Here is a 19501-nt window from a genome sequence, read left to right on the forward strand (position 1 = left end):
AGCGCCTCACGTCGGGTCAGCGGTGGGCGAGGGAGGTGATCCGCCGCCGCTGCCTGGGTTCCGCGACGGAGCACGCTCCCACCACCGCCGCCACGACCAGGAGCCCCGCCCAGCGTTCGTGGGCGCCGTCCCAGCGCGGGTCGGCCACCGCCACGAACAGCTCCCACCGTTCCGGGAGCAGCAGGACACAGGCGAGCACGGCGACCGGCAGTCCGGCCGACACCGCGACCCCCGGCTCGGCCACGTCGGAGCACCGCACGGCCAGGGCCGCGGCTGCCAGAGCGAGGACGGCGACGGCCGCCGCCTCCAGGGTGACCGCGCCCACCGGTGGCCGGGTCTCCTCCGGTACGAGGAGCAGCGCGGCCGTCCACCACAGCACCGCGAACGGAGCGACGAGCGCCACCCGCAGCCCGACGCGCACCGGGCGCCGGGTCGGCACCGCGGCGGTGGTGTGCCGGGCCGGGTCGTCCAGCAGGAAGGCCAGGCCCAGGCCGAAGGCGAGCGCGGCGGCCCGCAGGAGGCTGAGGCAGAGCCACGGATCGGGCGGGGAGGACAGCAGCCGTGGGCTCCCGGCGAGCAGCAGCCCCAGGGCACTGCCCGCCGCGAGGGCCCGCCGGGGCAGGGTCCGGGACACCGGGCGCAGCAGGGCTCGGATCACGCGTGCGGTCACTGCTCGCACCTCTTCGCTTCCCCGGCGCCCGCACCCGCCGCCGGCACCCCCAGCAGCTGGGCCACCCGAGCCGTCGACGTCTTCGCAGAGGTGAGTTCCGCCCAGTGGGCCCGCACCTTGGGGACCACGCTGTAGCGGGGCTTGTGCAGCAACTCCCGTACGATCCTGGTCTGTTCGGCGCTCAGATAGACCGGGTTCGTGGGCGCGAGCGAGACTCCGGAGCCCTTGACGCTGTCGTCGAGGCGGATGTGGCGGAACACGGTCATCGGGTCGGACTCCGCGGCCAGCGCCAGCCACATGATGGTCACCGCGCGGGCGTCGCACCCTTCGCCGCTGGACTCCTCGTCGCCGGCCACCAGGACCGAGGCGACGCCGACCGCGAACTCCGGGATCCGGTTGCCGCCCCACCGCGTGCCGACGGTCACCACGCCCGGCGTGCTGGACGGCTCGACCGCGGCGTCGCCCTCCAGTCCGTAGCGGGCGTCGACCCGCTGCCGCACGGTCAGCTTCTCGCCCCGGGCCGAGCCACCCGCGAGGGACTGGACGCGGTCCACGACCTCGGCCCACTCGGCGGTGCGGCCGGTCCACTCGGGGTAGGCGCAGTACGTCGACCTGCCGTGCGCGACGCACGACTGCACCTTCTCCGGCGTGACGGACGCCTTGGCGCGAGCCGCGATCAGCCCGGCCGAGTCGCCCGGGGACTGCCCGGCGACACCGGCGGCCGTGGCGACGAGGGCGAGGGCGGTCACGGCCTTGACGACACGCGTACGACCGCCGCCGACCAGGACGGCGAGGCACAGCAGCGACACCGTGAGCCCCGCCAGATACAGCGCGTGCCAGGCGGCCGGGCGGCCCAGCAGCTCGGAGGGGAACGGGTCGGCCCCCTGCTCCGAGACGGCCGGGGACAGCCAGCGCGCCCAGTGCGCACTGCCCGTGGCGCTGGTCACGAGGATGGTGACGACATAGGCGCCGACCACGAAGAGCGGTGCTCCGAAGGTGGAGGGGATCAGCCGTGCGAGCAGGACGCCGAAGGCGCCGGACAGGAGGATCGCCAGCGGACCCACGGCCAGTTCGGCGAGCGAGCCGTGGCCGACCGCGCCCGGCTTCAGTGCCGCCCAGGTGAATTCGAAGGCGACGACCAGCGCCGTGCCGGCGGCGAAGGGCACGACGGACAGCGCGTGCGCCACCGTGCGCCGCCACGGCTCCATGACCAGTACGTCGAAGTGCCGGTCGGTGCCCTGTCTGCGGGAGCGCAGCACGGCGCGGTTGACGCAGACGAACAGCGCGATGCCGAGGAGCAACGGGCCGGTCTGGGTGGACCGGTCGACGTCCTGGAGGACCGGGTAGTCGTCCATGCCCTCGCGGCCGTTGAACATCGTCCAGCCGGTGTAGCCGACGTACAACGTGAGGAAGACGAACACCGGTATCTGCAGGAGCAGTTCGCGTGCCTCGAAGCGGGCGAGGGCGAGCACGGCGGCCGTCCTGGATCCCTGTCCCCGAGCAGGCGGCTGCACCCCCGTGGGAGCCGCCTGCTCGGCCGTGCCGGTGGTGGTGCTGGTCATGCCGCCCTACCTTCTTGAGTGCGTCCCATCAGTTCGCGACTCTGGGACTGCGCGAGCGCCGGCCCTACCAGGCCCGGCCGCCTCTTCGTCTCGTGGCTCGACACAGTCATCAGGCAGCCACCTCCGCGGGCTCGCCGTCGAGAGTGAGCAAGTAGCCGTCCTCCAGGGTCGGTTCGAGGAGATCGGCGCCCTCGGGCGGGTCGCCGACGTTGCGGAAGGAGCCCGTGCCCGTACGCCATCCGGCTCGCGCGCCCGGGTCGCGTTCCGTGCTGCTCCACACCCGGCCCGCCGCCCGCGCGGTCAGCTCGGCGGGCGTGCCCTCGAAGCGGACGCTTCCGCGGGCCATGACGATCACGCGATGGCAGAGCATCGCGACGTCCTCGGTCTGGTGGGTGGAGAGCAGAACCGTCCGCCCTTCACCCGCCTGGGCGATCAGCTCCCGAAACCGCATGCGCTGTTCGGGGTCGAGACCGACGGTCGGCTCGTCGAGGACGAGGAAACCGGGGTCGCCGACGAGCGCCGCGGCCAGCGCGACCCGCTGGCGCATACCGCCGGACAGCCTCTTGATGCGCTTGCTCCGTACGTCGGACAGGTCGACGGCGTCGAGCACGCGCCGCACCTCCTTGTGCCGGGCGCCGCGGTCCGTCAGCTCCTTCAGGATCGCCACGTAGTCGACGAACTCGAAGGCCGAGAAGTCCTGGTGGAACCCGGGCGTCTGCGGCAGATAGCCCAGCGCGCGCCGCACGTCCAGGCGGCCGGCCGTCGTGCCCGGGTCGTGCCCGAGCACCGTGAAGGCCCCCCGGTCGGCGGGCACGGCGGTGGCGAGCACCCGCAACAGGGTGGTCTTTCCGGCCCCGTTGGGCCCAAGCAGCCCGGTGACACCCTGGCTCAGCCGCAACGAGACGTCGTCGAGGGCGACGGTCCCGCCGTAGCGGAGGGTCAGACCGGATGCGGAGACGGTGGGGGTCATACGTGGGGCACTCCTGTCGGAGAGATCGAAGAGGTCGGAGCCATTGGCGGAGGCGGCGGTCACGCGGCACCCCCGTGGGAGGCGGGGGCGATCACGCGGCACCCCGGTGGGAGGCGGGGGCGATCACGCGGCACCCCCGTCGGAGAAGTGGGCGAAGGACATACGCGACGCGTCGAAGCGGTCCCGCAGGAGATAGAGCAGCCCGGTGGCGAGCGCCGCGACCGCCCCGGCGACGCCTTGTCCGGCCGCCGTGAACGGAGCGAGCGTGCGGCCCGCCTCGGTCGTCGACTGCGCCGCCACCAGCAGGCCGATCCACGCGCCGCCGACCAGTGAGGGCGCGAGCACCGGACCCAGCCGGGGGGTCAGCGCGAGCCCGGTCCCGGTGAGGGCGAGCGCGGGCAGCAGCCAGGCCAGTGCGCGCAGCCCGTACGACGGCAGCGCCAGGGTCGCCAGGCCGTTCAGGCCCAGACCGACGGCCAGCACGGCGACCGTGCGGATCATCAGCAGCCGGAACCCGTGCATCGGTGACACAACGGCCATCTCGTACGTCGGGTCGAGCACGGGCCCATACGACAGCGCGACCCCGGCGAGCGGAAGCAGCGGCGCGAGGGCCAGGAACAGCGAGGGCGAGGCCGCGGACTGCACCGCGTTGGCCGCCACCACGGTCATGACCAGCACAGCGGCGACCGCGCCCAGCCAGGAGCGGCGCAGCACGGGGGTGGCCGCGAGCAGCCGCGCGATGTGATCGGCGACGCCGACCCGCACGAGCAGCGACTCGAACAGCCCCGGCCGCGGCACGTCCAGCTCGGCGTCGAGCCGCTCCCACCCGGCGTCCAGCGCGACAGGGTCGCTCACGGCGGCCAGCACCTCCCGGCACCGCGCGCACGAGGCGAGGTGGGTGTCGGCGGACCAGAGCCGGGGAGGGGCCAACTCGCCCTGTGCGTAGGCCCGGAGGTCGGCCTCGTCCACGTGCCACCCGCCGTCGGGGGTGGCCGGGCCGGCGATTTTCGCCCCCTCCGCCCCTACCCGTCCCGTCCTTGGGGGCTCCGCCCCCAAACCCCCGCTCCTCAAACCCCCGCTCCTCAAACGCCGGAGGGGCTGAAATTTGCCGCTCATGCCAGTGCCTCCCGCAGCTGCTTGCGTGCACGCAGTGCCCGCGTCTTGACCGTGCCCGGCGGAATGCCGAGCAGGACGGCCGCTTCCCGGGTACTGAGCCCGTCGATCACCGTGGCCTGGAGGACCGCGCGCAGTTCCGGCGAGAGCCGGGTCAACGCGCCGGCCAGGTCGCCGTGTTCGACCCCGGCCAGCACCCGCTCCTCGGCGGAGTCCTCGTCGCGGTGCCGGAGACGTGCGAGCGCCTGCCGGAGCCGGCCGCGCGCGCCGTCGCCGCGCAGCGCGTCGATCAGTCGTCGCGAGCCGATGCGCCACAGCCAGCCGGCCACGTCACCCTCCTCCCGGTAGCGGGCGGTGCCGCGCCACACGGCGAGGAACGTCTCCTGCACGACGTCGTCGACGACTCCGGCGTCGGCGCACCGGCCGCGCAGCCGCGCGGTCAGCCACGGCGCGTACCGCCGGTACAGCTCCTCGAAGGCGCGACGGTCCCCGTCCGCCGCGATGGCCCGCAGCAGCTCCCCGTCGCTTCTCGTTTCCCTCACAACCCCTCATCGGACGAGCCCCGCCGATCGGTTCACGCGCCGGCCCACAAAATCTCGGTCCTGCTCGGTCTTGACCGCGGACACCATCTTGCACCACCCTTTCACTACTCAATTAGTGAAAGGGTGGTTGTCCGAGTGGTCGAGTACCGCATCGACCGGCGCAGCGGCGTCGCCACCTACGTCCAGATCGTCCAGCAGACCAAGCAGGCCCTGCGCCTCGGCCTGCTGGAACCGGGCGACAAGCTCCCCACGGCCCGCGAGGTCGTGGAAGCCACCGCCATCAATCCGAACACCGTCCTCAAGGCCTACCGCGAGCTGGAGCGGGAGGGCCTGGTCGAGGCCAGACGCGGCCTCGGCACCTTCGTACGAAAGTCGCTGGGCACCGCCCCGGCCGACTCGCCCCTGCGCGCCGAACTGGACGCATGGGCGGCCAGGGCCCGCGAGGCCGGGCTCCAGCGCGACGACGTGGCGGCACTCTTCAGCGCCGTACTCGATGAACATTTCAGCAAGGGAGACCAGGAATGACCGAGACCGCCATGGCGGCGGCCGCGCTGGGCAAGCGGTTCGGGCGGCGCGGGGGCTGGGCCCTGCGCGAGTGCACCTTCCGGCTTCCGGTGGGGCGCGTCTGCGCCGTCGTCGGACCCAACGGCGCGGGCAAGTCGACCCTGCTGGCCCACGCGGCCGCGCTGCTCGCCCCCACCGAGGGCTCCCTGACCGTGCTCGGCACGCACCCGGTCGCCGCCCGCGAGCGCATCGCCTACGTCGCGCAGGGCAAGCCGCTGTACCCGCAGCTCAGCGTCGCCGACACGCTGCTCCTGGGCCGGGAGCTCAACCCCGCGCGCTGGGACGCCTCCGTCGCCGAGCGGATCGTGGCGGCCGGCGGCCTCGACCCGAAGGCCAGGGTCCGCTCCCTCTCCGGCGGCCAGCGCACCCGTGTCGCCCTCGCCCTCGCGCTCGGCAAACGGCCCGAACTCCTGCTCCTGGACGAGCCGATGGCCGACCTCGACCCGCTCGCCCGCCACGAACTGATGGGCCTGCTGATGGCCGAGGCCGCGCAGTACGGCACCACGGTCGTGATGTCCTCGCACGTCGTCGCCGAACTGGAGGGCTCCTGCGACTACCTGCTGCTGATCGGCGGCGGCCGGGTGCGCCTGGCGGGCGACCTGGACGACCTGCTGGCCGCGCACACCCTCCTCAGCGGCCCCGCGCAGTCCCCCGTCAACGGGGCCGCACGGGACCTCACCCCGCACACCGTGGTCGAGTCCCGCACCACCGGACGGCAGCTCACCGCGCTGGTACGGCCGCGGGGTCCACTCGCGGACGGCTGGCACACCGCCGCGCCCTCCCTGGAGGAGCTGGTCCTCGCCCATCTGCGCAACCCCGAAGCGCCCGCGCTGTCGCTCCAATCCGGCGCCACCCGGGCCGCGTCCCAGGAGCCCGCCGCATGACCACCCTCACGGCCTCCCCCTCCGCCGCCCCGGCGCCCGTGCCGTTCGCCACCACACGCGTGATGCTGCGGCTGCACCGCCCGGCCCTGTACGCCTGGGCCGGTCTGTTCACCGCCCTCGCGGCCCTGCTGCTGTGGCTCTACGGCCCGCTCACCGACGCGGCGATCACGGCCTGGCGGCAGTACGACCGCTGCGGGACGGCCACCTGCGCGTACGACCAGGACGCGATCACCACGTACAAGTCGGTCTACCTGTACGCCACCCTCGCGGTGACGTTCGTGCCGTTCCTCGTCGCCGCCTGGGCGGGCGCCTCGCTGATCGGCCGCGAGTTGGAGAGCGGCACCGCGCAGCTCGCCTGGACCCAGTCCATCTCCCCGGCCCGCTGGCTGGCCGCCAAGCTCGCCGCCCCGGCCGCGCTCGTCAGCGCCGGGACGACCGTGCTGGTCGTGCTGCACCGCATGGTGTGGTTCAAGGGGCGCGGAAAGATCGACACCGCCAAGCCCTGGACCGACTCCCTCACCTTCCACACCAACGGCACCACCACGATCGCCATCGCCCTGTTCGGCCTGGCCGCCGGCGCCCTCGCGGGCCTGGCACTGCGCCGCTCGCTGGCCGCGCTCGTCCTCTCGGTGCTGTGGACGGCAGCCGCCTGGTCCGGCGTCGCCCTGGCGCTGCCCCACCTGTGGCCGACGGTGCACACCGTCACCGGCCTCACCCACGACGGCCCCAAGAGCCTCGGCCTCACCGTCGACGAAGGTCTGCTCACCTCCACAGGTGACCGCCTGTCCAACCCGTACTGCGGCAGCAGCCACGTCCCGACGTGCCGCGCCGCCTACGACAAGCTCGACGCCGTCAGCTACTACACCGACTCCCACCCCTTCTCCCACTACTGGCCGCTCCAGCTCACGGCGACCGCCCTGGTGCTCGCTCTCACCGCACTCGCGGCCCTCGTCTCCTTCCGGGTACTCAAGCGCCGCACCGGCACCATCGCGAAGGGAACCGCCGTATGAGCGCCCTCACCGCCCGAGGCACGGTCGCCCGCGAGAACGACGGCGGCGCGTTCGGCGGCCTCCCCTGGACCGTCCTGCGCCTGCACCGCACGGCCCTGCTGCTCTGGGGTGCCGTACTGCTGGCCGCCGTGGGGGTCCTGATCTGGATGTACGCCATCGGCGCCGATGCCCGCGCGGGCATCGGCGCCTGCGCCACACCGGCCACCGACAGCCTGCCGAGCTGCTCGGACGTCGAGGCGATCAACACCGACGAGACCTACGGAATCGGCATCGGCCTCGTCGGCACCGCCCTGTCGTACCTGATGTTCCCGGTCGCCGCGTGGGCAGGGGCCGCGCTGATCGGGCGCGAGCTGGAGAGCGGGACCGCGGAACTGGCCTGGACCCAGTCCGTCACTCCGATGCGCTGGCTCACCGCCAAGCTCGCCGTCCCGGCGGCCCTGCTCGCCGCCGGCACCACCCTGATCGTCCTCCTCAACGTCTGGGCCCGCCGGGACGACAACCCGGACCTCGTCGGCGACTGGTACAACCCCGACGTCTTCATCTCCACCGGCCCGGCCGCCGTCGCCTACATCCTCGCGGGCCTCACCGTCGGTGCACTCGCGGGCCTGGTCACCAGGAAGGCGCTGCCCGCGGCGGGCGTGGCCTTCGCGGCGACTCTGGTCCTGTACAACGTGGTCGACTGGTTCCGGACGAGCCTGTGGCCCGCCGACACGGTCACCGGACGGGCCGCGCTGCACCTCCCGCGCAGTTCCCAGGTCCTCGAACACGGCGCCGTCACCACCTCCGGCGAGCACATCGGCAACAACCTGGCCTGCGTCGGCTACGAGAACGCCCCGGACATCAAGGACTGCATGGCCCGCTCCGGCCTGACCGACTTCTGGGCCACGCGCCACCCCGAGTCCCATTTCTGGCCCCTCCAGTTCATGGAGAGCGGCGTGCTCCTCGCCGTCGTGGCCCTCGCCACCGCAGCGGCGTTCCGGCTGCTGCGCCGCCGTACCCCTTAGAGCGGCTGTACGGCTGAGAAAACGTACGCACCTCACGGGGGTGGGCGCGTACGCGGCTCCCGGACATGTAGACGTCCGGGAGCCGCCCCCCGCTATCCCGCACGTCATGTCGCCGTAACCATCGATTCAGGTGACCTTGCGACGCTCAACCAATGAAGCCCGCCGCGCCCGAGCCGTCGCCTCCACCGGAGAACGGGACCTCGCCGACGACGGGGAGTGAGCGTACGCCGGTGATGCGGAACGGGAACATCCGCCTCGCTCCGCTGCAGCCCGCCCTCTCCGACGCGCCGGTCTCGCCCCTGGCGCGGAAGAATGGGTCCATGAACCAGCCCAGCGCCCAGGCACCGGTACAGCACCCCCAGCCGTCCGTCGGCTCCATAGCCGCTCACCGCCCGCACACCGTGTCGGCGGCGGTCTCCGATCTCGAGCCCGACCTCGACGCCGACCTCGACGCGTACGAGGACACGGTGCAGGACGGCATCACGCTGCCGCAGGGCCGCTTCCTGGACCGGGAGCGCAGCTGGCTGGGGTTCAACGAGAGGGTTCTGGAGCTCGCGGAAGACCCGAACACGCCTCTCCTGGAGCGCGCCAACTTCCTGGCGATCTTCGCCAGCAACCTGGACGAGTTCTTCATGGTCCGGGTGGCGGGTCTGAAGCGCCGTATCGCGACCGGTGTGGCGACGAAGTCCGCCTCCGGTCTGCAGCCCCGCGAGGTCCTGGAGATGATCTGGGCCCGTTCGCGCGAGCTCATGGCCCGGCACGCGGCCTGCTACCAGGAGGACGTCGCCCCCGCGCTCGCGGAGGAGGGCATCCACCTCGTCCGCTGGAGCGAGCTGACCGAGAAGGAGCAGGCCCGCCTCTTCACGCTCTTCCGGCACCAGATCTTCCCGGTCCTGACCCCGCTGGCGGTCGACCCCGCGCACCCCTTCCCGTACATCTCCGGCCTGTCCCTGAACCTGGCCGTCGTCGTACGGAACCCGGTCAGCGGCCACCGCCACTTCGCGCGCGTCAAGGTCCCGCCGCTGCTCTCCCGCTTCCTGGAGGCCTCGCCGAACCGCTACGTCCCCATCGAGGACGTCATCGCGGCCCACCTGGAGGAGCTGTTCCCGGGCATGGAGGTGCTTGAGCACCACACCTTCCGCCTCACCCGGAACGAGGACCTGGAGGTCGAGGAGGACGACGCCGAGAACCTGCTCCAGGCCCTGGAGAAGGAGCTCATGCGGCGCCGCTTCGGTCCGCCGGTGCGCCTGGAGGTCGAGGAGTCCATCGACCGGTACGTCCTCGATCTGCTCGTCCGGGAGCTGAAGATCTCCGAGGCCGAGGTGTACCCGCTGCCGGGTCCCCTGGACCTCACCGGCCTCTTCGGGATCGCCGCACTCGACCGGCCCGAGCTGAAGTACCCGAAGTTCATCGCGGGCACCCACCGCGATCTCGCGGAGGTCGAGTCGGCGTCCGCGCCCGACATCTTCGCCGCCCTGCGCGAACGCGATGTCCTGCTGCACCACCCGTACGACTCCTTCTCCACCTCCGTGCAGGCCTTCCTGGAGCAGGCCGCGTCCGACCCGGACGTGCTCGCCATCAAGCAGACCCTGTACCGGACGTCCGGCGACTCGCCGATAGTCGACGCGCTCATCGACGCCGCCGAGTCCGGCAAGCAGGTCCTCGTCCTCGTCGAGATCAAGGCCCGCTTCGACGAGCAGGCCAACATCAAGTGGGCCCGCAAGCTGGAGGAGGCAGGCTGCCATGTCGTGTACGGCCTGGTCGGTCTGAAGACGCACTGCAAGCTGTCGCTCGTCGTACGGCAGGAGGGCGACACCCTGCGCCGCTACTCCCACGTCGGCACGGGCAACTACCACCCGAAGACCGCCCGGCTGTACGAGGACCTCGGACTGCTCACCGCCGACCCGCAGGTCGGCGCGGACCTCTCCGACCTCTTCAACCGGCTCTCCGGCTACTCGCGCCGCGAGACCTACCGCCGTCTGCTCGTCGCCCCCAAGTCCCTGCGCGACGGCCTGATCTCGCGGATCAACAAGGAAGTACAGCACCACCTCGCCGGCCGCCCCGCGTTCGTCCGCATCAAGGTCAACTCGATGGTGGACGAGGCGATCATCGACGCGCTGTACCGCGCGTCGCAGGCCGGAGTACCGGTCGACATATGGGTGCGCGGCATCTGCGCGGTCCGGCCGGGCGTCACCGGCCTGTCCGAAAACATCCGGGTCCGCTCCATCCTCGGCCGCTTCCTCGAACACTCCCGGGTCTTCGGCTTCGGCAACGGCGGCGAGCCCGAGGTGTGGATCGGCAGCGCCGACATGATGCACCGCAACCTCGACCGGCGGATCGAAGCCCTGGTCAGAGTCACCGACCCGGCCCACCGGGCAGCCCTCAACCGGCTGTTGGAAACCGGCATGTCCGACACCACTTCCTCCTGGCACCTGGGCCCCGACGGCGAGTGGACGCGGCACGCGACCGACGCGGATGGCCAGCCCCTGCGAAACGTCCAGGAGATGCTCATAGACGCCCGGAGGCGCCGGCGTGGCACAGCAGCACCTTGATCCCCCCACCGACCCCACGGGCGGGCCTGTGTCCGGGGACGCCCTCGCGAACTATCTGCGGGCCCAGGCCACGGAGTTTCTCCGTTCGCTGCGCCAGCACCGGGAGACCGGCGGCGATGGGGGTCCCCCCGGTCGAGCGAAGTCGAGACTGGGGGAGAACGGTTCGGAGGAGTCTGTCGACGCGGCGCGGGCACTGCGCCGCTCGGCCCGCCGCATCAGCGGCAGCCTCCACACCTTCCGGCCTCTGCTCGACCCGGACTGGTCGGAGGGCATGCGCCCCGAACTGGCCTGGCTGTCCGGCACGTTGGCCCGGGAGCACGCGTACGCGGCCCGCCTGGAACGGCTGTTGGGCGCCCTGAACCGCCTGTCGGGTTCGTCGGCACTCCCGGCACAGCCACCCGGCAAGGCTGTGGGCCAGTCGGCCGCCTCCGCTTCCGCTGGGAGCAATCGTTCCGCCGGGGCGGAGCCCGTCCCGCAGAGAGCGGAACCGGCCGGCCCCGGCCCGCGCACCCAACCCACCGGCAACCTGACGGTCGGTGCCGCGAAAGCGGGCGCCCTCCTGGACCGCCAGCTGACCCTGGCCCGCACCAGGGCCCACTCGGCGGCCCTGCAGGCGCTGGGCTCAGGCCGCTTCCACGCGGTCGCCGACAGCGTGGCGGTCCTGGCCAGCGAGGTCCCGCTGACCCTCGCGGCCACCACCACCGACCTGCGCCCGCTGGCCGCCGCCGCGGCGGACCGTCTGACCGACGCGATCGCCGCGCTGCCGCTGGTCACCGCGGGCCACCCCTACAACGCGGAGGCCCTCGTCCACGGGCTCTCCGCCGACACCGCGCCCCAGCCGCAGGACGCCCCCTGGCACCAGGTCCGCCTGCTGCTGCGGCTGCACCGCTACGCCCGTGAGGTCCTGTACGGCGAGGAGTGCCCCACCGACGTACGACTTCTCGCCGCGGGCCAGGCCCTCAACCGGCACCGGGACGCGGCGGAGGCGGCATCGGCCGCGGCGTCGGCGGCCCGCACCCCGCGCATCGCCCCGGCGACGGCGTACGCGCTCGGCGTGCTCCACGCCGACCAGCGGCACGAGGTGGAGGCGGCACGGTTCGCGTTCCAGCAGGCATGGCAGATGGAAGCGGTACGCACCCCCTGAGGGAGGGTCCATGGCGCACGACGAGGGAGGCCCCATGGCAGACGACACCATCCAGGCGGCGGGCTGCGTCCTGTGGCGCCATTCCCCGGTCGACGGCGAGCTGCAGATCTGCCTCGTCCACCGACCGAAGTACGACGACTGGTCGCACCCGAAGGGCAAGTTGAAGCGGGGCGAGGACCCCCTCGCCGGCGCGCTGCGCGAAGTGGCGGAGGAGACGGGGTACACCGCCGTGCTGGGCGCTCCCCTGCCGACGCTCCGCTACGTCGTCGCCGGCCGCCCCAAGGAGGTCCGGTACTGGGCGGCCGAGGCGACGGACGGCCATTTCATCCCGAACCGCGAGGTGGACCGCGTCCTGTGGCTCTCCCCCGCCGAGGCTCGCGACCGCCTGACGATGCCCAGGGACCGCGACCTGGTCGACGCCCTGCTCGCCGCGCTGCACCTGACGTAGTGACGCGCTGTCACCGCCGTACGAGTCCGCCGCCGCGTCCGACGACCCTGTGCGGATACGGCGTCTCCGCAAAGGCGTTGAAACCTGTGCGATTACGTCCGGTTGCCTAGAGTTATCAATTGGACCCGAGTTGTCGGAAACCGCCCCGTGTCCGAGACGTAAGCGTTCCGTGACCTCACCGCACCGTCCGCAGGGGTTCACCCCCCGTTCACTTACGGCCTTCAGCGCCGTCACCTGATCTGCCTAATTTCGGCCTTACCCGGTGCGGAGCGCTTACTGGATGTGGCCTCCGCATTACACCGAACCTCGCACGCCGCCACCTCGACGGCGGCTCCTGGAAGGAACTCCCGAAAGTGAAGCTTCAGCGCAAGAACCGGCTTCGCGCCCTCTCGCTCGGTGCCGTCGCCGTCTCCGGCGCCCTGGCCCTCACGGCGTGCGGCTCGGACGACACCGGCAAGAGCAACGGTGGCGACAGCTCGGCCCCGGCCAGCAACAACAGCGCCATCAAGTGCGACGACGCCAAGGGCCAGCTGCAGGCCTCCGGCTCTTCCGCGCAGAAGAACGCGATCGACGCGTGGGTGGCGCAGTACAAGGCGTCGTGCAAGAGCGTGCAGATCAACTACAACCCGACGGGTTCGGGCGCGGGCATCACCGCGTTCACCCAGGGCCAGACCGCGTTCGCCGGTTCGGACTCGCCGCTCAAGCCCGAAGAGGCCACGGCCGCCAAGAAGGCCTGCGGCGGCAACGCCGCCATCGACCTTCCGATGGTCGGCGGCCCGATCGCGATCGGATACAACCTGGACGGCGTGGACAACCTCACGCTGGACGCCTCCACGCTCGCCAAGATCTTCGACGGCAAGATCACGACGTGGAACGACAAGGCCATCGCGAAGCTGAACCCCGACGCGAAGCTTCCCAGCACCAAGATCCAGGCCTTCCACCGCTCGGACGAGTCCGGCACCACGGACAACTTCACCAAGTACCTGAAGGCCGTCGCCCCGTCCGACTGGAACTACTCGGGCGGCAAGGCCTGGCAGGCCAAGGGCGGCCAGTCCGCGCAGGGCTCCTCCGGTCTCGCCCAGCAGGTGAAGCAGGTCTCGGGCGCGATCTCGTACTTCGAGCTCTCCTACGCCGCTGACGGCATCAACACCGTCGACCTGAAGACGGACGCCAAGACCCCGGTCAAGGCCACCGTCGAGAACGCCACCAAGGCCATCGCCACCGCCAAGGTCGCCGGCACGGGCAACGACCTGGCGCTGTCCCTGAACTACAAGCCGACCGAGGAAGGCGCCTACCCGCTTACCCTGGTTACCTACGAGATCGTCTGCGAGAAGGGGAACAAGGCCGACACCCTGGCCGCCACCAAGTCCTTCCTCACCTACATCGCGAGCGAGGACGGTCAGAAGCTGCTGACCGACGCCAAGTACGCGCCGATCCCCGACGAGATCATCACCAAGGTCCGTTCCACCATCTCGAGCCTGAGCTGACCTGAGTGTGCGGCCCGCCTCGCCGAGGCGGGCCGCACCGTCCGGTGCACCGCCGCCTGGAGCCGCCACCCCTTACGGTTCCGCAGACCGGAGAATCCCGATGGACATATCAACACAGAACACTGAAGCCCCTCCCCCCACCCCACAGCCTTCCGCGGCCGCCCTGAAGAGTGCGAGCCGCGGCGCCACCCGCCCCGGAGACCGGATCTTCCTCGGTCTCTCGCGCGGGTCCGGCATTTTCCTCCTGGTGATCATGGCCGCCATCGCAGCCTTCCTCACCTACCGTGCCGCCATTGCGATCGGCAAGGACCACGGGAACTTCCTGACCACGTTCGAGTGGAACACCAGCCTCGAACCGGCGACCTTCGGTATCGCGGTCCTCGCCTTCGGCACCGTGGTCTCCGCGCTCATCGCCATGGTCCTCGCGGTCCCGGTCGCGGTCGGCATCGCCCTGTTCATCACGCACTACGCGCCGCGCAAGCTCGGCGGCACCATCGCGTACGTGATCGACCTGCTGGCCGCCGTCCCGTCCATCGTGTACGGCCTCTGGGGCGCCCTCGTCCTCGTACCGCACATGGACGGACTCTTCGGCTGGCTCGACCACTACTTCGGCTGGACCGGCATCTTCGAGTGGCAGGGCGGCGCGCCCCGCTCGATGCTCACCGTCGGCATCCTGCTCGCGATCATGATCCTGCCGATCATCACGAACGTGAGCCGTGAGGTCTTCCGCCAGGTCCCGCAGATGCACGAGGAGGCCGCGCTGGCCCTCGGCGCCACGCGCTGGGAGGTCATCCGCATGTCGGTGCTGCCCTTCGGCCGCTCCGGCGTGATCTCCGCCTCGATGCTCGGCCTCGGCCGCGCGCTCGGCGAGACGATGGCCGTCGCCACGGTCCTCTCCCCGACCTTCGATATCGACGCCAGCCTGCTCGACCCGGGCGGCGGCACGTTCGCCCAGAACATCGCGAGCAAGTTCAGCGAGGCCACCCCGCTCGGCCAGGACGCGCTGATCGCCTCCGGTCTCGTCCTGTTCGTCATCACTCTGCTGGTCAACGGCGCGGCGCGCATGATCATCAACCGCCGCAAGGAGTACTCGGGGGCCAACGCATGAGCACCGCACCCGTCAGCCACAAGCGCCCCAGCACGCTGCGCGGCGCCAGCCTCCCGAAGTGGTCCTCGTGGGCCATCGCCGTGGGCTCCGTCGCCGTCGCCGCGGGCATCGGCCTGGGCGCCGGCCTCGACAGCAAGGTCCAGTGGGGCCTGATCGCCGCGATCCTCTTCGTCCTCGGTACGTACGTCATCGCCGCACAGGTCGAGGGCCGCCGCCAGGCCAAGGACCGGGTCGCGACCAGCCTCGTCTGGGTCTGCTTCATCGTCGCCGTCATCCCGCTGGCCTCCCTGATCTGGGAGACCGTCAAGCGCGGCGTGAAGGTCTTCGACGTCTACTTCCTGACCCACTCCATGGGTGTAGTCGCCGACACCCAGCCCGGTGGCGGCATCTACCACGCGATCATCGGCACCCTGGAGCAGGTCGCCATCGCCACCCTGATCGCCGTGCCGATCGGTGTGCTCACCGCGATCTACCTCGTCGAGTACGGGCGCGGCAAGCTCGCCAAGGCCGTCACCTTCTTCGTCGACGTCATGACGGGCATCCCGTCGATCGTCGCCGGCCTCTTCATTCTCAGCTTCTGGATCCTCATCCTGGACATGGGTTACTCCGGCTTCGCCGGTTCGCTCGCCCTGTCGATCCTGATGATGCCCGTGGTGGTCCGCTCCACGGAGGAGATGCTCAAGCTCGTACCGAACGAGCTGCGCGAGGCCTCCCTCGCGCTGGGCATCCCGAAGTGGCGCACCATCATCAAGGTGGTTCTGCCGACCTCCATCGGCGGTATCACCACCGGTGTGATGCTCGCGGTGGCGCGCATCACCGGTGAGACCGCTCCCGTGCTGCTGCTGGTGTGGGGTACCAGCTTCATCAACACCAACCCGTTCTCGGACCCGCAGGCCTCGCTGCCGCTGTACATCTACCAGCAGTACGCGAACAGCGCCGGTTCCGGCGCAGCCTACGACCGGGCATGGGCGGCGGCACTCGCGCTCATCGCCTTCGTCATGATCCTCAACCTGGCAGCGCGTGGCATCGCGCGCTGGAAGGCGCCCAAGACGGGCCGCTGACGCGGCCAATCAGCGACCCGAACCTTTGCGAAAGAAGCAGTGATTGAAATGGCCAAGCGAATCGACGTAAGCGGTCTCACCGCCTACTACAGCGCCCACAAGGCGATCGAAGACATCTCCATGACGGTCGAGCCCCGCTCGGTGACGGCCTTCATCGGCCCCTCCGGCTGCGGCAAGTCGACCTTCCTGCGCACCCTCAACCGCATGCACGAGGTCACCCCCGGTGGCCGCGTCGAGGGCAAGGTGCTCCTGGACGACGAGGACCTGTACGGGAGCGGGGTCGACCCCGTCGCCGTGCGCCGCACGATCGGCATGGTCTTCCAGCGCCCCAACCCCTTCCCCACCATGTCGATCTTCGACAACGTGGCGGCGGGCCTGAAGCTCAACGGCTCCTACAGGAAGTCCGAGCTCAGCGACATCGTCGAGAAGTCCCTCAAGGGCGCGAACCTCTGGAACGAGGTCAAGGACCGTCTGAACAAGCCGGGTTCCGGCCTCTCCGGCGGTCAGCAGCAGCGCCTGTGCATCGCGCGAGCGATAGCCGTGGAGCCCCAGGTCCTCCTCATGGACGAGCCCTGCTCGGCCCTGGACCCCATCTCCACCCTCGCCATCGAGGACCTCATCGGTGAGCTCAAGGAGCGCTTCACGATCGTCATCGTGACGCACAACATGCAGCAGGCCGCCCGCGTCTCCGACCGCACCGCGTTCTTCAACCTGGCCGCGGTCGGCCAGCCCGGCAAGCTCATCGAGATCGACGACACGGAGCGCATCTTCTCCAACCCGTCGGTCCAGGCCACGGAGGACTACATCTCCGGCCGCTTCGGCTGAGCCGACGCCCCCATACCCCTCGCGGTGCTGCATGGCGGTGCCACCGCGAGGACGAGAAGGGCCCGCCCCTGGCTCCCGGGGGCGGGCCCGCTCGTTTCCGCACGCCTGCGACTCGGCCCACCCCTGGGGGCTGCACCCCCAGCCCCCCTAAAAAAGACCGCGCAGTTCCCCGCGCCCCTTTGAGGGGCGCGGGGAACTGCGCGACAAGCCCCCACCCACCCGCAGCCGAAAGGCTGGTACGGGAGGGTAGGGGCGGAGGGGGCGAGAAACCCACCCCCGGCTACACCCGAACTACAGAAACGCCAGGTTCACAATCCAGAAGCCGGCCGCAGCCACCAACGCGGCCGCCGGCATCGTAATGAACCACCCCAGGACGATGTTCTTGGCGACACCCCACCGCACCGCGTTCACACGCTTCGTCGCCCCGACGCCCATGATGGCGGAGGTGATGACATGCGTCGTGGAGATCGGCGCCTTGAAGAGGAACGCCGTGGCGAACATGATCGACGCCCCCGTCGTCTCCGCGGCGAAACCCTGAGGCGGATCAAGCTCGATGATCTTCCGCCCGAGCGTCCGCATGATGCGCCACCCACCCGCGTACGTCCCCAGCGACAGCATCACCGCACAGATGATCTTCACCCAGACCGGAATCGGATCGTCCGCCCCCTGGACGCCACCGATGACCAGCGCCATCACCACGACACCCATCGTCTTCTGGGCGTCCTGAAGACCGTGCCCGAGCGCCATCCCGGCCGCCGACACGGTCTGAGCGATGCGGAATCCGCGCTTGGCCTTGGACGGATTGGCCCTGCGGAAGATCCACATGATGGCGCACATCACCAGATAGCCGCCGATCAGACCGACCACCGGCGACAGGAACATCGGAATGATGATCTTGTCCAGGACGCCGGACCAGAGAACGGTCGTACCGCCCGCGAGCGCCGCCCCCACCAGCCCGCCGAACAACGCGTGCGACGAGGACGACGGAAGCCCGAAGTACCAGGTGACGAGGTTCCAGACGATGGCGCCGATGAGTGCCGCGAAGAGGATTCCCATCCCCTTGCTGCCCTCGGGCGTCTCGATCAGCCCGCTGCTGACGGTGTGCGCGACACCGCTGCCGAGGAACGCACCGGCGAGGTTCATCACCGCTGCCATGGCGAGCGCCGCCCGCGGGGTCAGCGCCCGCGTGGACACCGACGTGGCGATGGCGTTCGCCGAGTCGTGGAAGCCGTTCGTATACGTGAATCCGAGCGCGACGCCAATGGTCACGATCAAAGCAAAGGTGTCCATGACCGGGTCAGGACTCCTTGACGGCGATGGTCTCCACCGTGTTCGCCACGTGCTCGAACGCGTCGGCCGCTTCCTCCAGCACATCCACGATCTGCTTGAGCTTCAGCACCTCGATGGCGTCGTACTTGCCGTTGAAGAGGTGGGCCAGCAGCTTGCGGTGGATCTGGTCGGCCTGGTTCTCCAGCCGGTTGACCTCGATCCAGTACTCGGTGAGGTTTTCCATGGTCCGCAGGTTCGGCATGGCCTCGGCGGTCAGCTCGGCCGCGCGGGCCAGTACCTCGATCTGCTGCTCGACGCCCTTCGGCAATTCCTCGACGTTGTAGAGGACGACCAGGTCGACGGCCTCCTCCATGAAGTCCATGATGTCGTCGAGGGACGAGGCCAGGTTGTAGATGTCCTCACGGTCGAACGGCGTGATGAACGAGGAGTTCAACTGGTGGAAGATCGCGTGCGTGGCGTCGTCACCGGCGTGTTCCGCTGCCCGCATACGCTCTGCGATCTCGGCCCGGGCGGAGGCGTCCGCCCCAAGCAGTTCCATCAGGAGTTTCGAGCCCGTGACGATGTTGTCCGCGGACGCGGAAAACATGTCATAGAAGCTCGTCTCCCTGGGGGTCAGACGAAAGCGCACGTGGGGTCCTCGGGGTGCTTCGGTTCGGTCAGGCTGATGCTAGGCGCATCATCCGGCCACGGCTAATGGGCCGTCCCCCAGTGTCGCCCATCGGGCACAGTGATCAGCACAGGGTCCGGTTCCGGCATCGGGCAAGGGCCCCATACCCAGCAAAGTCCGATACCATATACCTACCAGGGGTATATGTAAGTGGCGTTTCAGACAGGATCGTCCACCGCACCGGACCAATGCAGCAGATTCAGCAGGAGGACGCGATGACGACCACCGAGGCCGGCGCGACGGCACCCTCCGGCGAGGCCGAAAAGGTCCAGGAGCCCCAGGAGATCGTGACCGACCACGACCGCGGGATCCACGGGTACCACAAGCAGAAGGACGAGCACCTCAAGCGCCTGCGCCGCATCGAGGGCCAGATCCGCGGTCTGCAGCGGATGGTCGACGAGGACGTCTACTGCATCGACATACTCACCCAGGTCTCCGCCTCCACGAAGGCCCTGCAGTCCTTCGCCCTCCAGCTCCTGGAGGAACACCTGCGCCACTGCGTCGCGGACGCGGCCCTCAAGGGCGGCGACGAGATCGACGCGAAGGTCGAAGAGGCGACGAAGGCGATCGGCCGACTGCTCCGCACCTGAGGTACGGCGT

19 protein-coding genes are annotated in these 19501 nt (G+C 70.4%); 12 read left to right on the plus strand and 7 right to left on the minus strand.

The genetic code is table 11. The features are described from left to right. Nucleotides 1–16 precede the first annotated feature (16 nt). The 5 genes from ACZ4RZ_RS34485 to ACZ4RZ_RS34505 all read right to left on the minus strand — a co-directional run bounded on the left by ACZ4RZ_RS34485 (nucleotide 17) and on the right by ACZ4RZ_RS34505 (nucleotide 4857). Entirely contained in the window at nucleotides 17–670 is a 654-nt protein-coding gene (locus ACZ4RZ_RS34485) for an ABC transporter (RefSeq protein WP_467750702.1), read from the minus strand. Continuing rightward, nucleotides 667–2232 carry an ABC transporter permease gene (locus ACZ4RZ_RS34490; RefSeq protein WP_467750703.1) on the minus strand — a complete coding sequence of 522 codons (1566 nt, stop codon included), beginning with the start codon at nucleotides 2230–2232 and terminating at the stop codon, nucleotides 667–669. Before ACZ4RZ_RS34490 ends, ACZ4RZ_RS34485 begins: the two co-directional genes overlap by 4 nt. A gap of 109 nt (nucleotides 2233–2341) precedes the next feature. After that, complete coding sequence (locus tag ACZ4RZ_RS34495; RefSeq protein WP_467750705.1) at nucleotides 2342–3202, minus strand: ABC transporter ATP-binding protein; 861 nt, start codon at nucleotides 3200–3202, stop codon at nucleotides 2342–2344. Between the two features lie 123 nt (nucleotides 3203–3325). Beyond that, nucleotides 3326–4171 (minus strand): anti-sigma factor, encoded by an 846-nt coding sequence (locus tag ACZ4RZ_RS34500; protein WP_467750707.1) that lies wholly within the window; start codon nucleotides 4169–4171, stop codon nucleotides 3326–3328. A 143-nt stretch (nucleotides 4172–4314) separates the two neighbouring features. Beyond that, a complete protein-coding gene (locus tag ACZ4RZ_RS34505; RefSeq protein ID WP_467750709.1) occupies nucleotides 4315–4857 on the minus strand; it encodes an RNA polymerase sigma factor in 543 nt (180 codons plus the stop codon). A gap of 135 nt (nucleotides 4858–4992) precedes the next feature. On the opposite strand from ACZ4RZ_RS34505, the gene ACZ4RZ_RS34510 reads away from it, so the two are divergent. The 11 genes from ACZ4RZ_RS34510 to pstB all read left to right on the plus strand — a co-directional run bounded on the left by ACZ4RZ_RS34510 (nucleotide 4993) and on the right by pstB (nucleotide 16944). Next, a complete protein-coding gene (locus tag ACZ4RZ_RS34510) occupies nucleotides 4993–5382 on the plus strand; it encodes a GntR family transcriptional regulator (RefSeq protein WP_467750763.1) in 390 nt (129 codons plus the stop codon). Continuing rightward, nucleotides 5379–6305, plus strand: a complete 927-nt coding sequence (locus tag ACZ4RZ_RS34515) for an ABC transporter ATP-binding protein (RefSeq protein WP_467750710.1) — start codon at nucleotides 5379–5381, stop codon at nucleotides 6303–6305. Before ACZ4RZ_RS34510 ends, ACZ4RZ_RS34515 begins: the two co-directional genes overlap by 4 nt. After that, nucleotides 6302–7315, plus strand: coding sequence for an ABC transporter permease (locus tag ACZ4RZ_RS34520; protein ID WP_467750711.1), 1014 nt, complete (start codon nucleotides 6302–6304; stop codon nucleotides 7313–7315). The genes ACZ4RZ_RS34515 and ACZ4RZ_RS34520 overlap by 4 nt, the downstream gene beginning before the upstream one ends. Continuing rightward, a complete protein-coding gene (locus ACZ4RZ_RS34525) occupies nucleotides 7312–8319 on the plus strand; it encodes a hypothetical protein (RefSeq protein WP_467750712.1) in 1008 nt (335 codons plus the stop codon). The genes ACZ4RZ_RS34520 and ACZ4RZ_RS34525 overlap by 4 nt, the downstream gene beginning before the upstream one ends. Before the next feature lie 320 nt (nucleotides 8320–8639). Continuing rightward, on the plus strand, nucleotides 8640–10871 hold the full coding sequence (locus tag ACZ4RZ_RS34530; RefSeq protein WP_467750713.1) for an RNA degradosome polyphosphate kinase: 2232 nt from the start codon (nucleotides 8640–8642) through the stop codon (nucleotides 10869–10871). Further along, nucleotides 10852–12015, plus strand: a complete 1164-nt coding sequence (locus ACZ4RZ_RS34535; RefSeq protein ID WP_467750714.1) for a CHAD domain-containing protein — start codon at nucleotides 10852–10854, stop codon at nucleotides 12013–12015. The genes ACZ4RZ_RS34530 and ACZ4RZ_RS34535 overlap by 20 nt, the downstream gene beginning before the upstream one ends. Nucleotides 12016–12049: 34 nt before the next feature. Then, nucleotides 12050–12463, plus strand: a complete 414-nt coding sequence (locus tag ACZ4RZ_RS34540; protein ID WP_467750716.1) for an NUDIX hydrolase — start codon at nucleotides 12050–12052, stop codon at nucleotides 12461–12463. 353 nt (nucleotides 12464–12816) lie between these two features. Continuing rightward, a complete protein-coding gene (gene pstS, locus ACZ4RZ_RS34545) occupies nucleotides 12817–13950 on the plus strand; it encodes a phosphate ABC transporter substrate-binding protein PstS (RefSeq protein WP_467750717.1) in 1134 nt (377 codons plus the stop codon). 100 nt (nucleotides 13951–14050) lie between these two features. Then, on the plus strand, nucleotides 14051–15058 hold the full coding sequence (gene pstC, locus ACZ4RZ_RS34550; RefSeq protein ID WP_467750719.1) for a phosphate ABC transporter permease subunit PstC: 1008 nt from the start codon (nucleotides 14051–14053) through the stop codon (nucleotides 15056–15058). Beyond that, complete coding sequence (gene pstA / locus ACZ4RZ_RS34555) at nucleotides 15055–16119, plus strand: phosphate ABC transporter permease PstA (RefSeq protein WP_467750720.1); 1065 nt, start codon at nucleotides 15055–15057, stop codon at nucleotides 16117–16119. The genes pstC and pstA overlap by 4 nt, the downstream gene beginning before the upstream one ends. A 48-nt stretch (nucleotides 16120–16167) precedes the next feature. Then, complete coding sequence (pstB, locus tag ACZ4RZ_RS34560; RefSeq protein WP_467750721.1) at nucleotides 16168–16944, plus strand: phosphate ABC transporter ATP-binding protein PstB; 777 nt, start codon at nucleotides 16168–16170, stop codon at nucleotides 16942–16944. A 291-nt stretch (nucleotides 16945–17235) separates the two neighbouring features. Here pstB and ACZ4RZ_RS34565 read toward each other — a convergent pair whose 3' ends face one another. Next, the gene (locus tag ACZ4RZ_RS34565; RefSeq protein WP_467750722.1) at nucleotides 17236–18234 is read right to left on the minus strand and encodes an inorganic phosphate transporter; all 999 of its coding nucleotides are present in this window, start codon (nucleotides 18232–18234) and stop codon (nucleotides 17236–17238) included. 7 nt (nucleotides 18235–18241) lie between these two features. Beyond that, nucleotides 18242–18862, minus strand: a complete 621-nt coding sequence (locus ACZ4RZ_RS34570) for a DUF47 domain-containing protein (RefSeq protein ID WP_467750724.1) — start codon at nucleotides 18860–18862, stop codon at nucleotides 18242–18244. A 254-nt stretch (nucleotides 18863–19116) separates the two neighbouring features. On the opposite strand from ACZ4RZ_RS34570, the gene ACZ4RZ_RS34575 reads away from it, so the two are divergent. Continuing rightward, on the plus strand, nucleotides 19117–19491 hold the full coding sequence (locus ACZ4RZ_RS34575) for a metal-sensitive transcriptional regulator (protein ID WP_369247578.1): 375 nt from the start codon (nucleotides 19117–19119) through the stop codon (nucleotides 19489–19491). Nucleotides 19492–19501: the final 10 nt, after the last annotated feature.

This window comes from Streptomyces sp. NPDC027189, from assembly GCF_055566975.1.

What these genes read in the sequence shown, in the direction of transcription:
- ACZ4RZ_RS34490 (WP_467750703.1), bottom strand. Translation starts at nt 2,232, where the DNA reads ATGACCAGCACCACCACCGGCACGGCCGAGCAGGCGGCTCCCACGGGG.
- ACZ4RZ_RS34495 (WP_467750705.1), bottom strand. Translation starts at nt 3,202, where the DNA reads ATGACCCCCACCGTCTCCGCATCCGGTCTGACCCTCCGCTACGGCGGG.
- ACZ4RZ_RS34515 (WP_467750710.1), top strand. Translation starts at nt 5,379, where the DNA reads ATGACCGAGACCGCCATGGCGGCGGCCGCGCTGGGCAAGCGGTTCGGG.
- ACZ4RZ_RS34520 (WP_467750711.1), top strand. Translation starts at nt 6,302, where the DNA reads ATGACCACCCTCACGGCCTCCCCCTCCGCCGCCCCGGCGCCCGTGCCG.
- ACZ4RZ_RS34525 (WP_467750712.1), top strand. Translation starts at nt 7,312, where the DNA reads ATGAGCGCCCTCACCGCCCGAGGCACGGTCGCCCGCGAGAACGACGGC.
- ACZ4RZ_RS34530 (WP_467750713.1), top strand. Translation starts at nt 8,640, where the DNA reads ATGAACCAGCCCAGCGCCCAGGCACCGGTACAGCACCCCCAGCCGTCC.
- ACZ4RZ_RS34540 (WP_467750716.1), top strand. Translation starts at nt 12,050, where the DNA reads ATGGCAGACGACACCATCCAGGCGGCGGGCTGCGTCCTGTGGCGCCAT.
- pstC (WP_467750719.1), top strand. Translation starts at nt 14,051, where the DNA reads ATGGACATATCAACACAGAACACTGAAGCCCCTCCCCCCACCCCACAG.
- pstA (WP_467750720.1), top strand. Translation starts at nt 15,055, where the DNA reads ATGAGCACCGCACCCGTCAGCCACAAGCGCCCCAGCACGCTGCGCGGC.
- pstB (WP_467750721.1), top strand. Translation starts at nt 16,168, where the DNA reads ATGGCCAAGCGAATCGACGTAAGCGGTCTCACCGCCTACTACAGCGCC.
- ACZ4RZ_RS34565 (WP_467750722.1), bottom strand. Translation starts at nt 18,234, where the DNA reads ATGGACACCTTTGCTTTGATCGTGACCATTGGCGTCGCGCTCGGATTC.
- ACZ4RZ_RS34575 (WP_369247578.1), top strand. Translation starts at nt 19,117, where the DNA reads ATGACGACCACCGAGGCCGGCGCGACGGCACCCTCCGGCGAGGCCGAA.